The sequence below is a fragment of the Arthrobacter sp. 1088 genome, from assembly GCF_031455315.1.
GTDB lineage: Bacteria > Actinomycetota > Actinomycetes > Actinomycetales > Micrococcaceae > Arthrobacter.
In genome coordinates this window covers 348,166-361,054 of the sequence record NZ_JAVDSM010000005.1, presented here as the reverse complement: position 1 = coordinate 361,054, position 12,889 = coordinate 348,166, and the positions used below count along the sequence as shown (strand labels likewise).

Annotated in this window: 15 protein-coding genes; 7 read left to right on the top strand and 8 right to left on the bottom strand. The window is 60.7% G+C overall.

The features are described from left to right. The first annotated feature begins 59 nt into the window (after positions 1-59). On the top strand, positions 60-413 hold the full coding sequence (locus J2Y41_RS10405) for a hypothetical protein (RefSeq protein ID WP_309928353.1): 354 nt from the start codon (positions 60-62) through the stop codon (positions 411-413). A 90-nt stretch (positions 414-503) separates the two neighbouring features. Here J2Y41_RS10405 and J2Y41_RS10400 read toward each other — a convergent pair whose 3' ends face one another. Continuing rightward, positions 504-1,052, bottom strand: a complete 549-nt coding sequence (locus J2Y41_RS10400; RefSeq protein ID WP_224092762.1) for a CGNR zinc finger domain-containing protein — start codon at positions 1,050-1,052, stop codon at positions 504-506. Between the two features lie 71 nt (positions 1,053-1,123). Between J2Y41_RS10400 and J2Y41_RS10395 the strand changes: the two genes are divergently transcribed. Next, on the top strand, positions 1,124-2,170 hold the full coding sequence (locus J2Y41_RS10395; protein ID WP_224165851.1) for a DMT family transporter: 1,047 nt from the start codon (positions 1,124-1,126) through the stop codon (positions 2,168-2,170). 72 nt (positions 2,171-2,242) lie between these two features. Here J2Y41_RS10395 and J2Y41_RS10390 read toward each other — a convergent pair whose 3' ends face one another. Beyond that, complete coding sequence (locus J2Y41_RS10390; RefSeq protein ID WP_011776688.1) at positions 2,243-2,506, bottom strand: WXG100 family type VII secretion target; 264 nt, start codon at positions 2,504-2,506, stop codon at positions 2,243-2,245. Positions 2,507-2,664: 158 nt separating this feature from the next. Between J2Y41_RS10390 and J2Y41_RS10385 the strand changes: the two genes are divergently transcribed. Next, positions 2,665-2,937, top strand: a complete 273-nt coding sequence (locus tag J2Y41_RS10385; protein ID WP_309928352.1) for a DUF2277 domain-containing protein — start codon at positions 2,665-2,667, stop codon at positions 2,935-2,937. Positions 2,938-3,018: 81 nt separating this feature from the next. On the opposite strand, the gene J2Y41_RS10380 is transcribed toward J2Y41_RS10385, so the two are convergent. The 5 genes from J2Y41_RS10380 to J2Y41_RS10360 are packed head-to-tail and all read right to left on the bottom strand — an operon-like array spanning position 3,019 to position 9,037. Next, entirely contained in the window at positions 3,019-5,592 is a 2,574-nt protein-coding gene (locus J2Y41_RS10380; RefSeq protein ID WP_309928351.1) for a heavy metal translocating P-type ATPase, read from the bottom strand. Between the two features lie 8 nt (positions 5,593-5,600). Beyond that, positions 5,601-5,834, bottom strand: coding sequence for a heavy-metal-associated domain-containing protein (locus J2Y41_RS10375; RefSeq protein ID WP_224092768.1), 234 nt, complete (start codon positions 5,832-5,834; stop codon positions 5,601-5,603). A 49-nt stretch (positions 5,835-5,883) separates the two neighbouring features. After that, positions 5,884-6,255 (bottom strand): metal-sensitive transcriptional regulator, encoded by a 372-nt coding sequence (locus tag J2Y41_RS10370; RefSeq protein ID WP_223947386.1) that lies wholly within the window; start codon positions 6,253-6,255, stop codon positions 5,884-5,886. 32 nt (positions 6,256-6,287) lie between these two features. Beyond that, on the bottom strand, positions 6,288-7,142 hold the full coding sequence (locus tag J2Y41_RS10365; protein WP_309928350.1) for an alpha/beta hydrolase: 855 nt from the start codon (positions 7,140-7,142) through the stop codon (positions 6,288-6,290). Positions 7,143-7,195: 53 nt separating this feature from the next. Then, positions 7,196-9,037, bottom strand: a complete 1,842-nt coding sequence (locus J2Y41_RS10360; protein WP_309928349.1) for an FG-GAP-like repeat-containing protein — start codon at positions 9,035-9,037, stop codon at positions 7,196-7,198. Between the two features lie 297 nt (positions 9,038-9,334). On the opposite strand from J2Y41_RS10360, the gene J2Y41_RS10355 reads away from it, so the two are divergent. Continuing rightward, entirely contained in the window at positions 9,335-9,679 is a 345-nt protein-coding gene (locus J2Y41_RS10355) for a rhodanese-like domain-containing protein (protein ID WP_224093951.1), read from the top strand. A 25-nt stretch (positions 9,680-9,704) separates the two neighbouring features. Next, on the top strand, positions 9,705-10,370 hold the full coding sequence (locus tag J2Y41_RS10350) for an alpha/beta hydrolase (RefSeq protein WP_309928346.1): 666 nt from the start codon (positions 9,705-9,707) through the stop codon (positions 10,368-10,370). A gap of 10 nt (positions 10,371-10,380) precedes the next feature. Here J2Y41_RS10350 and J2Y41_RS10345 read toward each other — a convergent pair whose 3' ends face one another. Further along, the gene (locus J2Y41_RS10345) at positions 10,381-10,818 is read right to left on the bottom strand and encodes a VOC family protein (protein WP_224092774.1); all 438 of its coding nucleotides are present in this window, start codon (positions 10,816-10,818) and stop codon (positions 10,381-10,383) included. Positions 10,819-10,979: 161 nt separating this feature from the next. Between J2Y41_RS10345 and J2Y41_RS10340 the strand changes: the two genes are divergently transcribed. Both J2Y41_RS10340 and J2Y41_RS10335 read left to right on the top strand, forming a co-directional pair. Further along, a complete protein-coding gene (locus J2Y41_RS10340; RefSeq protein ID WP_224092776.1) occupies positions 10,980-11,234 on the top strand; it encodes a GNAT family N-acetyltransferase in 255 nt (84 codons plus the stop codon). 211 nt (positions 11,235-11,445) lie between these two features. Then, on the top strand, positions 11,446-12,879 hold the full coding sequence (locus tag J2Y41_RS10335; protein ID WP_309928344.1) for an MFS transporter: 1,434 nt from the start codon (positions 11,446-11,448) through the stop codon (positions 12,877-12,879). Positions 12,880-12,889: the final 10 nt, after the last annotated feature.

Here is a 12,889-nt window from a genome sequence, read left to right as displayed (position 1 = left end):
TCGTTGTAGAACTTTTGCAGACCGGCGGGGAGCCGAACAGGCCCGCCATCATTGGAGGAATGATCGTGGCAGACCAGACACCAGGAGAGCCGCGCAAGATGCGGACCTCGGTCAAGGGACCCCTCATGTTCTCCGCGTTCTTCGCAGTACTGGCATTCGTTGCCGTGCTCATTTTCGCGTCTGGCGGCAGCGCACGCGCTCCGCGGTTCGACCTCGCCTTCACCGGCGCTGGTATCGCGTTTATCGTGAGCCTCGTGGTGGCTGCCATGCTCTCCATGAGCCACAAGGAAAACGCCGAACATCTGGGCAAGGGCTCTGGCATCAACCTCAGTTCGAAGCGTCCCGGGCATGGTGGTCCCGCCGCTCCCGGTTCCGTTACAGACGAGACTGAAACGCCCGACGGCGGCCACTAACCTTCAAGCGCTTCCTCACTACAGGTGGGGGAGCGCTTTTTCGTAGAGTGGGGCCGCAGTGGTGCCGTGCATTTTCCGCGGGGAGGAGATCTACTCGCCCACGGCCGCTTTCCGCGCCCGATACGCTGCGACGTGTGCGCGGTTGGCACAGTTGCCTGTGTCGCAATAGAGCTTGGAGCGGTTACGGCTGAGGTCCAGGACCACCGCATCGCAATCGTCTGCGGCGCAAATACGCATGCGATCCATTTCCTGGCTGCGGATGACGTCGATGATGGCCATAGCGGCCTCAGTGCCCATGCGGTCGGCGAGTGGTGCTTCCGGTGTGGTCGCGTGGAGATGCCAGTCCCAGTGATCGTGCTTGACGAGTTGCGGGAGTGCCTGCGCGTCTATGAGCAGTTTGTTCACGGTCTTTGCGGCGGTGTCCTCATCGGCGGCCCAGAGTGATGCCAGCTCGCTACGCAGCCGCTTGACGCTGCGCAATTCTGCTTCGTCATGGGTCCTCGAACCCGAGAATTCTTCGGCCTCCAAAAAGGCGTCGAGGTCCTCTACTGATGCCAGCGAATCCTCGCCGTTGGCTGCTGTGTTGACGAGATTAACGACGGTGCGTAGTGCAATCTCGGTGTCAGGCGCAAAATGCACTTTGACTCCTTACATGTTTCGGGAGTACTGTCATGACCATAAGCCCACTTTACTCCTGACAGGAGGCTGCTGTGTCAGCTACAAAGACGAAGGCTGATGCAAAAGGTTTCCTGGCCTCAGGACTCGGCATCGCTTTATTCTCCTCCGCGGTTTTCGGTACCTCCGGCTCGTTCGCCAAGTCCATGCTTGAAACCGGCTGGTCACCTGGCGCTGCTGTTGCCGTGCGACTCACCGGTGCAGCGCTGATCCTGGCGATTCCCGGCGTCGTGGTTCTTCGCGGCCGCTGGCACCAGCTCAAGGACAACTGGCTGACTATCCTGCTGTTTGGGCTCATCGGAGTCGCAGGTTGCCAGCTGTTCTACTTCAATGCAGTAGCCCGGTTGTCCGTGGGTGTCGCGCTGCTGCTCGAATACCTTGCTCCGGTCATGATCGTGCTGTGGCTGTGGATCGCCAGCCGTCGCCGCCCACGGGCCCTTACCGCCGCTGGCGCATTGCTTTCGTTGGGTGGACTAGTCCTTGTGCTCGACCTTACCGGCGCTGTGAAGGTGGACTTCATCGGCGTCCTCTGGGGTATGGCTGCTGCCGTGTGCCTGGTGATCTACTTCTTCATTACAGCCAAGGAAAACGACACCCTTCCTCCTCTCGTGCTTGCCTCGGGCGGTCTCCTGGTGGGCGCCCTGGTCATGTGGCTGGTGGGTGCTGTGGGGTTGATCCCCATGACTTTCAGTACCGCTGATACGGCCCTGGGCCCCTGGACCATACCCTGGTGGGTGTCAGCTGTGGGACTTGTTATTCTTGCGACCGTCCTCGCCTACGTCTCCGGCATCATGGCAGCACGCAGTCTGGGGTCCAAAGTGGCGTCTTTCGTGTCCCTGACGGAAGTGCTGTTCGCCGTGATCTGGGCTTGGCTGCTGTTGGGTGAATTGCCGAGCACCATCCAGTTGCTGGGTGGGCTTCTGATTGTGGGCGGTGTGGTCTTGGTCCGCGTGGACGAATTGCGAGGTGACCGTAAGGCCGCCCGGACCGCTGAGGAGGCTGCCCGGGCCCGCGTCCTGGATCACGCGAACGACGTCGAACCCGTCCCGTCGGGGCGCGTCGCCAAGGTCCCGCGGGACTAAGGGCATCTTCGAGTTTGGATCTTAAGAAGCGAAAACCCCGGACGCCGTAGCGTCCGGGGTTTCCCAACGGTCCTAGTTGGAAGCCTGCTGCTGCTGCTCAGCGTTCTTCTGAGCGCGGTCGCCGGCTTCGCGAAGGGCGTCGGCAACCTTCTTCAGGTTGGAAGCGTGCTGGCTGTCCCACTCGCCGCGGAACTTGTCGGCGTCCGGGCCCTTCCAGTCGGTGCCGTCAAGGGCGCCCTTCAGCTGTGAGCGCTGCTGCTCGATGTTCTCGGCACCAGCCTTCAGCTTGTTACCGAGCTGACGAAGCTGATCAACATCTGCACCCCAAATAGCCATGAGATTCTCCTTCATTTGTTCGGACCCGAGCTCTTCGGCATCCCCAGCGGCCTCCGGCTCATCCGGAAGATCCAATAGCTAAAACCTATCGTGGGATTCGAAAAGGCGTCGATGGGCACCCCTCCCCATGGAGCGCTGCCCATAGTTAGCATGGGGTTATGTGCCGGAATATCAGGACTCTTCATAACTTCGAACCACACGCTACGTCGGCAGAGGTGGAGGCCGCCGCGCTGCAATACGTGCGCAAGGTCAGCGGTTCCACCAAACCGTCCAAAGCCAACGAGGAAGCCTTCGCTGAGGCCGTCCACGAGATCGCCCACATCACGCAGCATTTGCTGGATTCGCTGGTGAGCCATGGCCCGGCGAAGAACCGTGACGAGGAAGCCGCCAAGGCAAAGGCCCGGGCTGCTGTCCGCTTCGGGACGGCTTAGCCCGGGCACAAGTCCTCAAACTGCGCAGCAGCACATGACGTTCTGAGAGCTCGGAGCGCCCTGTGCTGCTACGCGGATGGGTTACTTCCCGAATGAGCGGAGCCGCAGGGAGTTCGCGACAACAAGCACGGAGCTCGCCGCCATCGCTGCGCCTGCGATCATCGGATTGAGCAATCCGATGGCTGCCACTGGGATGCCGATCGCGTTGTAGAAGAAGGCCCAGAACAGGTTGGTCTTGATGGTGGAGAGCGTCTTGCGGGAGAGCTCGATAGCCTGAACGAGCTGGCCCAGGTCGCTGCCCATCACGGTGAGGTCAGACGCTTCGATTGCAACGTCCGTGCCGGACCCCATCGCGATTCCCAGATCCGACTGGGCCAAGGCAGCGGCGTCATTCACGCCATCGCCTGCCATTGCCACCGTTGCGCCGGAGGCCTGAAGCTTCCGGACTGCGTCGACTTTGCCTTCCGGCAGGACCCCAGCGAACACGTCGTCAGCGGAAATCCCGACGGCGGCAGCTACTTGGGCGGCGACAGCGGCGTTATCACCCGTCAGGAGCATCGGACGGATACCGAGATCCTTCAGTCGCTGGATCGCAGCTGCGGAGCCGGGCTTGATGGTGTCGCTCAGGCTGACGATTCCGGCAGCTTGACCGTCCACAGCCACCCAAATTGCAGTTGCGCCGCTATTCTCCTGAGCTGCGAGCTCGTCCCGCTGGCTGGCATCGAGGGCGATGCCGTTCTTCTCAAGCCAGCCCGAGCGCCCAACCACAACCGTTTTTTTAGTGCCGTCCAACGCCACGGTTCCGCGGACTCCGCCGCCAGGAGCGGAACTGAAGCCATCCACACCGGGGAGAGCGCCGGCATCGGGCATTGCCTCCGTGGCTGCTGCCGCAATCGCATGGGCAATGGGGTGCTCCGACGCTGACTCGACCGCACCGGCAAGCGTCAGGACTGCTGCCCGGGAGTGGCCATTGAGGGCGACCGTATGGTCCACGGCAAGCCTTCCGCTGGTCACGGTGCCGGTCTTGTCCAGCAGGATGGTGTCCACATGCCGGGTGTCCTCCAGCACCTGCGGACCCTTGATGAGAATGCCCAGCTGAGCGCCGCGGCCCGTTCCGGTCAACAGCCCGACGGGAGTTGCGAGGCCAAGGGCGCAGGGGCAAGCGATCACCAGGACGGCAACTGCAGCGGTGAACGCCGCGTTGAGGTCGCCCGAGAAGAACAGCCACAGAACGAACGTCACCACAGCAAGCACCAGCACGATCGGCACGAACACCGCGCTGATCCTGTCCGCGAGCCGCGCGATTGGCGCCTTTCCGGTCTGCGCCTGACTGACCAAACGGCCCATCTGGGCGAGGGTGGTGTCAGAACCCACCCTCGTGGCCCGGACCAAAAGGCGGCCTGAGGTGTTGATGGTAGCGCCGGTGACAGGGCTCCCCGGACCGACCTCGACCGGAACAGATTCGCCAGTCACGAGAGAGGCATCGACGGCGGACGCGCCGTCAATCACCACACCATCGGTCGCGATCTTCTCACCAGGGCGGACCACGATGACGTCATCTACCAGGAGTTCTTCAGCAGGTATTTTCTGTTCCCGTCCGTCCACCAAAATCGTGGCATCCTTGGCGCCCAGATTCAGCAGGGCTTTCAAAGCGTCGCCGGCCTTGGCCTTCGCATTTGCTTCTAGGTACCGTCCCAAAAGCAGAAATGTGGTGACAACGGCGGCGACTTCGAAATACAGCCCACCACCGGACATGCTTTCCATGCCCGGGTGCTCCGTCATCCTGGGATCCGCGAACAACTGCCACGCGGAGTAGAGGTAGGCCGCGATCACCCCGATGGAAACGAGCGTGTCCATGGTGGATGCGAGATGCCGGGCATTGATAGCGGCGGCCCTATGGAACGGCCACGCAGCCCAACTGACCACAGGCAGCGCCAATGCACCCACAATCCAGCCCCAGTTGGTGAACTGCAGGGCAGGAACCATGGAAATCGCGAAGACGGGCACGGTCAGTACCGCCGCCGTGATCAGGCGTGGGCGGAGTGTTGACGCCGCTGGGCCGTGCGACATGTGATTCGCGTGCTCGGCATGCTCTGCTGGCGCGGAGCCGCCGGTGCCATGCTCGGCATGCTCGTGGTTGCCTTGCGTGACGCCCCCGGCGCCATGCTCTGCCTGCTCGGTCGTTCCTCCCTTGGACGCATGCTGCCGCATGGCGCCGGACGCATCACTGTGGTCGTGTCCGGTTCCGGTTTCCGTGGCTTGGGGCGGTTCGGCCTGCGCCGCGTGTCCATTGTCGGTGGACGTTTTTGCGTGGTCCTTGTGATCTGGGAGGTCACTCGTGAGCTCGGTGACGGAGTTTGGTTGGTGACCCTGGACGCCACGATCGTGGTGTTCCCTGGTGTGGGGGGCCGGGGGTTGGCGGACTTTGGCTTTATAGCCCGTGGCGTTGACCGTGTCCACGATTTGTTGGTCTGTCACCGTGGCTGGGACGGTGACGTGGGCTGATTCCAGGGGAAGGTTGACGCTGGCTTCGACGCCTTCGAGCTTGCCGAGCTTCCGTTCAACCCGATTGACGCACGAGGCGCAGGTCATGCCCTCTATGTCCAGTTCGATGACCCGGGTTTCGGGCTGATTGAAGGTCTCCTGGTTAGTCAAGACGACTCCTAGGCTTCGTTGGCTACCACCAAGTAGCCGGCTTCTGCGACGGCCTCGCCTATTTCGGAGGGCGAGAGCTGGCTGGTGGATGTGATGGTTACGGTGGACAGCCCGCCGGGGTTGAGGTCCACGGAGACGTCCTCCACGCCGTTAAGTGCTTCGAGTTCCTCGCTCACGCTTGAAACACAGTGGCCGCAGGTCATGCCGGAAACGTTGACGTTTGTCTGGATGGTCTGGCTCATGATGCGCTCCTTGGTGGTGAGTTGAATGGTGTGATGTGTGTTGGCGGAATTACCGCAGCAGGCGCCCGATGGCATCGGTGGCCTCCTTTACTTTGGCATCGATCTGTTCGGCGCGGGCTTCAGGATTGGGCTCGGAGGCGGCGCCAACCACGCAGTGGCCTATGTGCTCTTCAACGAGTCCCAGGCTGACGGCGTGCAGGGCTTTGGTGGCAGCAGCTACCTGCGTGAGGATGTCGATGCAGTATTTGTCCTCTTCCACCATGCGCGCGATACCGCGGACCTGCCCCTCGATGCGTTTCAGGCGGCGCAGGTAGGCGTCCTTGTTGCTGGTGTACCCGTGTGGTGCGGCGTGCTCAAGGTCGACTTCGATGGTCGGGAAGTCGCCGCCCGGTTGACTGATACTCAGGTCTGCATGGCTCATGCATTGAATGTATACCCCTTGGGGGTATCAAATCAAGTACCCCCTGGGGGTATCTTCTCGATGGAAGCTAAACCCACGAACTGGATGTTGCAGCCATTCTGTCTACAAAGTCCAGAACGGCGGGATGTGCTGGATTTGATCAGATGGCCTCCCGATACCAGCACTGATTCTGTATAGGGGAGTGCACCGGACAACCGCGAGGTGATAAGTCGGAGCACATGCGGAGAGCCTTCGGCGGAGAGGATGAGACTTGGCCGTCGGATGTCCGCAAGATCGTCCTCATTCATCTCCAAAGGGGAATCACTGAGATCGAGTCCCCGGCCACGAATCTCGGCCAGGACTGCCGGGCTGGTGTGGGTGAGCATTTCATGGATGTCGCCAGGCAACGCATCCCAAGACTGAACGCCCAAGGCTTCGCGCATCACAACCTCCGCCACTCCGAACGGACGGTCGCGCGAGGCCCCCAGCACCCGCTGCCGCAGCCCGCGAGCCCAAGTGTCGGCGTCGGGATCTATTGTGAACAAAGCTGGCTCCAGCAGGACGAGCGCTTTCACCTTGTCCGGGAAATGCCGCGCCAACCCCAGGGCTATGAGCCCGCCAGTGCCCGGGCCGATGACCACGGCGGGCCCTGCGTGGAGTGCGGCGAGGAGGGCCGCGGCGTCGTCGACGTGCTGGATAAGGTCCAAGGTGGACGGAGGCGGGACGAGTGCGCTGCGGTGGAAACCGCGGCGGTCGAAAATGATGCACCGCCCGTGATTACTCAGCGCCACAGCGGCTCCGGCCCACAGAGCTGCCGAACCAGGCGTGCCATGTAAACCAAGAATAGGCACGCCCTCGCCGTGTTCCTCGTAGTAAAGCGCGACGCCGTTAACACTCACCTTCGGCATGTTTCCAGCCTAGGGCTGCCGGTGTCCGCCGTGAAGAACGCTGGCCTGTCGCGTCAAAGGATGGCGGTCATACTGTTCCAGCCCTGCCCAATTCGTACAGTGGGCAGCCACGCTCCGCCGCTCGCACTGGGATACAGGAAGAGTGTGCCGCTGCTGTCGCGGGCCATAATGTCCGGACGCCCGTCGCCGTTGAAGTCTCCCGGGGCGACGATCGCGGTCATCGGGTTCCATCCCTGTCCCACCTGCTTGCGGTTCCCCCACCAGCCTCCCATCCCATCGCCGCTATAGAGCCACAGGAGCCCGGAGCCGTCGCGGGCGAGGACATCGGACGTACCGTTGCTATCGAAATCACCAGGGCCAACGATCGCGGTCAGGGCGTTCCATCCCGCCCCCAGATTGGTTCGGGGAAGCCAATCCCCGCGGCCGTCACCCGGGTACAACCAGAGGATTCCCGACGTGTCCCGGGCCAAAATATCCGACGTGCCGTCCCCGTTGAAGTCGCCCGGTGTCACGATGGCGGATATGGCGTTCCAGCCTGAGCCGACGTGTACACGGGGCAACCAGCCGCCCGACCCGTTTCCGGGATACATCCACAAATGGCCAGCGCCGTCGCGGGCCAGGACGTCCGGTTTCGTGTCGCCGCTGAAATCGCCAGGACTTACGACGGCGGTCATGGAGTTCCAAGCCGACCCCACCTGTGTGCGGGGTTGCCATCCAGCCGCGCCGTTTCCGGGGTAGAGACATAGCAAACCTGACATGTCACGGGCAAGGAGGTCCGTTTTCCGATCTCCACTAAAGTCGTTCTTCAGCTGGGACGGAATGCTCCCGTCAATAACAGCCACGGTTCCGGCCCATTTGGCGACGTAGATTCTGTTGGTGGCATCGTTAACCGCAATAGCGGTTCCGGACTTCACAAATAGCGTCGACAAAGCAAAAGTTGTGCCATCGATGACTTTGACACCGAGGTAGTTTCCACCGAGGTACACCTTGTTGGTCTTTCCATTGACCGCGATTTTCTCTGGCGTTTCCCCTGTCCTGATATCGATGGGACCGCCACCCTCACCACCGAAAACGGACAGGACCCCAGTCAGCGATGACAGCGTTCCGTCCCCGAGCAAGATGCGGCCCAGGTAGACCCTGTTGTTCGTTTCATCGACAGTGAGTCCAGCCGGGCTTGAGTTCAGATCCGAGTAGATCGGCTGCACTTGGTTGGAAGTCCCGTCCAAGACTTCGAGTTCCATGTAATTGCGGACACGCGAAGCAATGTAGACCCTGTTGGTGACCTGGTTGACAGCCAAGTTGGTGGGCCAAGCAACGCTGGAGCCCATGTCGATCTGAGTCACGCTGTTAGTGGCACCATTAATCACTTTCACGCCGTTGGCCAAGACATAAACGCGGTTCGTAGCCTGGTTGATCGCTACTTGTGTTACCCAGTCAGTGTTGATGGTTGTGCTGGCGTTCGTTTTTCCATCGATCACAGACAGGCCCGCCCCGCCACCGACGTAGATTTTGTTCGTGGTTTGGTTGACGGCGATGGCATATGGATCGGGACCAACGGAGACTTGGGTCACGGCATGCGTACTGCCATCAATAACTGCAACCGTTCCGCTCGCTTCGCCGCCTTTGTTACTCACATAGATCTTGTTCGTGGCGATATTAAGGGCCAGATCCGCCGGGACCCCACCTGTTTTCACCTTGGCAGTGGCTTGCGTCCTCCCATTGATGATGGTTAGCCCGTCGTTCGTCGTGACGTACACGGTGTTGGTGACAGGGTTGACGACAATGTTGCTGGCTCCCTCGCCCACGCTAATGTTGTTCACCACGACGTCGGCCCGCGCCGGATTACCCGGCATCGCGCTAAGTACCAGGGACAGCAAGGCGGCGGCCGAAAGCACAGCGGCCAACCGCCGTCGTGGTTTCTCTGAAGTGCGATGAAAAAGCAGAGCTGAATTACCGGCAACAGTTCCCACTGAAATCCCCCAAAATGCCACAGACTTGCCCGCGTCGTGGGCTGGAGTCTACCCCGGCGGCATCGGGAGGGGGAGGCTCAGCGTAATGTTTGCTTTGGCGGAACGAGGATCTCCGCTGAATCCGCTCTTCATAAAGGAGGACACGTGAAAACCTCACCGGCCACCAAAGAACTCGATCCTGCTGCCTATTTTCGCGCCAAGTTGCAGTGTGAGATCGACGTCATGGAAGTGGCGGATTCGGAGCAGGGCTCCCTCGTTGTGGTGGACACGCGGCGGCAGTCCTCATGGGACCACGGGCATATTCCCGGTGCGGTACATATTCCGACCGCGCAGATTCCGGCGTTGGCTTCAAACCTGATCCCGGCGGCCTCAAAAGTGGTGGTCTATTCGTGGGGTCCGGGTTGCAACGGCAGCACCTTCGCGGCGCTCGCATTCGCCGAGCTGGGATATTCCGTGAAGGAAATGATAGGCGGAATCGAGTACTGGATCCGGAACGGCCTACCACTTGAGACTGCTTCCGGCGTCAGCTCGCAGAAGCCCGATCCGCTGGTAACAGCTCACGCGTGATGTCCCTGGAAAGCGGGGTGGGAATGTGGCCGTTTTCGTACTGATCCACGGTGGCGGTTCCTCGGCATGGGACTGGCATCTGGTCAGGCCACTGCTTGAGGCATCGGGGCACGGCGTCGTCGCGGTTGACTTGCCCATCGAGGACGAGACTGCAGGGCTTGGGGATTACAGCCAAGCAGTGACTGCAGCGGTGGGCGATGCTCAGAACACCATCGTGGTGGGCCACTCGCTGGGAGGCTTTACGGCACCCTTGGTTTGCGAGCAGCTCCACTCGGAAGGCCTTGTGTATTTAGCAGGAATGATCCCACTGCCAGGCGAGACATTCGGCGACTGGTGGATCAACACCCGACACAACCGGGAGACCATTGACCCGGACCCTCAGGAAGCCTTCTTCAACGAGGTCCCTGAAGACCTCGCGGATCAGGCCCGCGACAGGGAGCGCGATCAGCGAGGTGCTTGGATGGCAGGGCCCTGGCCTGGTCGGCATCCAGCCGTCCCCACCATGGCAATACTGTGCCGTGACGACCGGTTCTTTCCGGCTTCATTCATGAGACGCCAAGTACATCAGCGGCTTGGAATCGAGCCGGTGGAAATCCCAGGGGGTCACTACGCAGCCTTAAGCCATCCGGAAGCTGTGGCTGCAGTATTGAACGATTTTGCCCAGAAAATCGCCCGAGAGTCGGGCCACTAATGCTCGGCTGTCAGGCCTTCTTCAATTCCTCGGCGAGCATGACGAGAATTCCGCTGGGGCCGCGAAGGTATGTGAGCTTGTAAACGTCGCCATAGGTCGCCACGCCGCGAAGGGGGTGGAATCCGTGCTTTGCAGCTACTTCAAGGGCCCTATCGATATCGTCAACCGAAAAGGCCACGCGGTGCATGCCAATGTCGTTGGGGCGAGTGGGGTCCGACTCGATCGCTTCCGGGTGGATGTATTCGAAGAGTTCAAGGCGACCCTGCCCGTCCGGAGTTTGTAGCATCGCGATCTTGGCATGGTTTCCATCAAGTCCTACGGCAATGTCCGCCCACTCGCCGCTGATCGTGTCACGGCCGATGACGGCAAGACCAAGATCGGTGAAAAAGGCGATTGCTTCTTCGATGTCGCGAACAGCGATACCCACATTCTCAAATTTGATGGCCATGCGTTGAAAGCTACCAAGGCGGAGCGTTTGGCTCCAGTTACTTTGACCACGGATATAGTCGTCCACATGTTCAAACTCGTTGCACCGGATGCTTCCTATGACCACTCGTTTGCCGAGTCGCACCGCGAGTGGGATGGGCCCATCAGGACGGTGCGGGGTTGTTGGCGGACGACGACATCGCAAGCCTGGAAGGCTTCGCGGCCTGGGCTCTGCAGGAAGTTTGCGCCCGTTTGGCTGCGGCGGGAGAGCCCGACCGCGTTCTTTTGACTTGTGATGATGCCAATGCGGCGTCCGCCAAGACCATTGAACGTTGTGGCGGCCAGCTTGAGGATCTGCGGGAGGCTGAGAGCGGGCGGTATTTTCGGCGTTACTGGATTGACGTTTCGGCCAAGCCACGTCTAATAAACCAGCCATAAACCCCCGACGCCGGCACTCAGGTTCCGATTGCAACCGTCATGGGTTTTGAAATCTGCGAACCGGCGCTTGCAGCGCCGTAGGAACTGTGAATAGAATCACTGGCACAGGGTAAGAATTGAGACTTCCTGTTGGAGGTCTCAATCTGCCCATTTTTTGTTTTACAGGCGACGACCTCTGACGAAACGGTTTCACGACAGAGAGGTCGAACGAATGTCTAGCTTGGTCCTTCGCGGTGTGCACGATGTCGTGTCCTACATCGACGCCCGCCCCAGAATTTCCGGTCGAGCAGGCCTTATCTGGTGGCTGGCTTTGGGTGGCCTGTTCCTGGATGCCTTTTCCAACTCGGCATTGAGTGCCGGGCTCGGTCCGATGACCAGAGACCTGCACCTCAGCCCAACACAGATAGCGATCCTGACGTCCTTGGCCTCCTGGGTAGCCATTGCGTTCAATCCAATCGGCGGCTGGATGGCGGACAGGTGGGGGAGGATCCCACCGCTCATCTTTGCCAAGTTTCTTGCTTTCGCCGGCGCTGGCTTCGCGGCCTTCGCACCGACTTTTGAGCTTGTTCTGGTGGGCAGGTTCTTCGTAGGTGCTGCGTACGGCATTGATTTTGCGATTGCGATGGCCGTTTTGGCGGAATTCACGCCCGCACGCTTGAAGAGCCGCCTGAATACGTGGCAGGGAATCTGGTACACGGCTGTCAGCAGCAATCTGATTCTGGCGATTGCTTTCTACAATTTGGGAGTCGGCGACTCGATTTGGCGGTTTGCGGTTGGCTCTGCCGGGGTGGTGGCACTGGCGCTGTTCCTGGCACAGATCATCTTCATGGTTGAAAGCCCCACCTGGGCGGCCCGAAAAGGGCTCTTGGACCGCGCCGCTGCTTCCATGAGCAAAATCTACGGGCAGGACTTCACTCCCGCTCCGCTGGCGGACCGCACCCCGATCCTGAACATGGCTAACAGGGGCGCTGCCAATATCGCCCTCATCTTCCGGGGTACCTATCTGCCACGAACGATCCTGGCGGCCACCGTGCAGATTGGCCAGTCCATCCAGTACTTCGCGGTCGGCTGGTACTTACCCATCATCAGCCTCACCCTTTTCGGGTCAGACTTCGTAGTGGCAACCTTAGGTGCCTTGGTCTTCAACGTATTTGGCATTATCGGCGGCTTTATGTCGCCAAGGATCGGCAAGGTACTTGGCCTTCGTCGGGCCTCAGCAATCGGATTTGGGGCCGTGTTCGTGATGCTCCTGATCCTGGGCTTCTTCTACGAGACCCTGCCGATGTTCCTTGCCTTCCTGGTGCCCTCCTTGTTCATCCTGTTCCACTCCGGTGGTCCAGGCGCTAACGGCAAGAGCATCTCCACGCTCTCCTTCCGGAGCGAGCTCCGGGCGGGCGCCAACGGTGTGATCGGAGCATTGGGCAGTACCGGCGCGGCATTGGGATTGTTGATCTTCCCGCTTTTGAAAGCGGAACTGGGACTGGGGCCAACGTTCCTTATCCTGTCCGCGGTTCCCCTGGCTGCCTGCATCATTTGCTCAATCATCAAGTGGGATCCAACCCGCGCACCCGTCAGCCCCGACGAGGAGACCGACGCGCCTCAATTCAGGAACGACGCCGCCCAAGTCGCCGTCCCCACCCGCTGACACGGAAAAG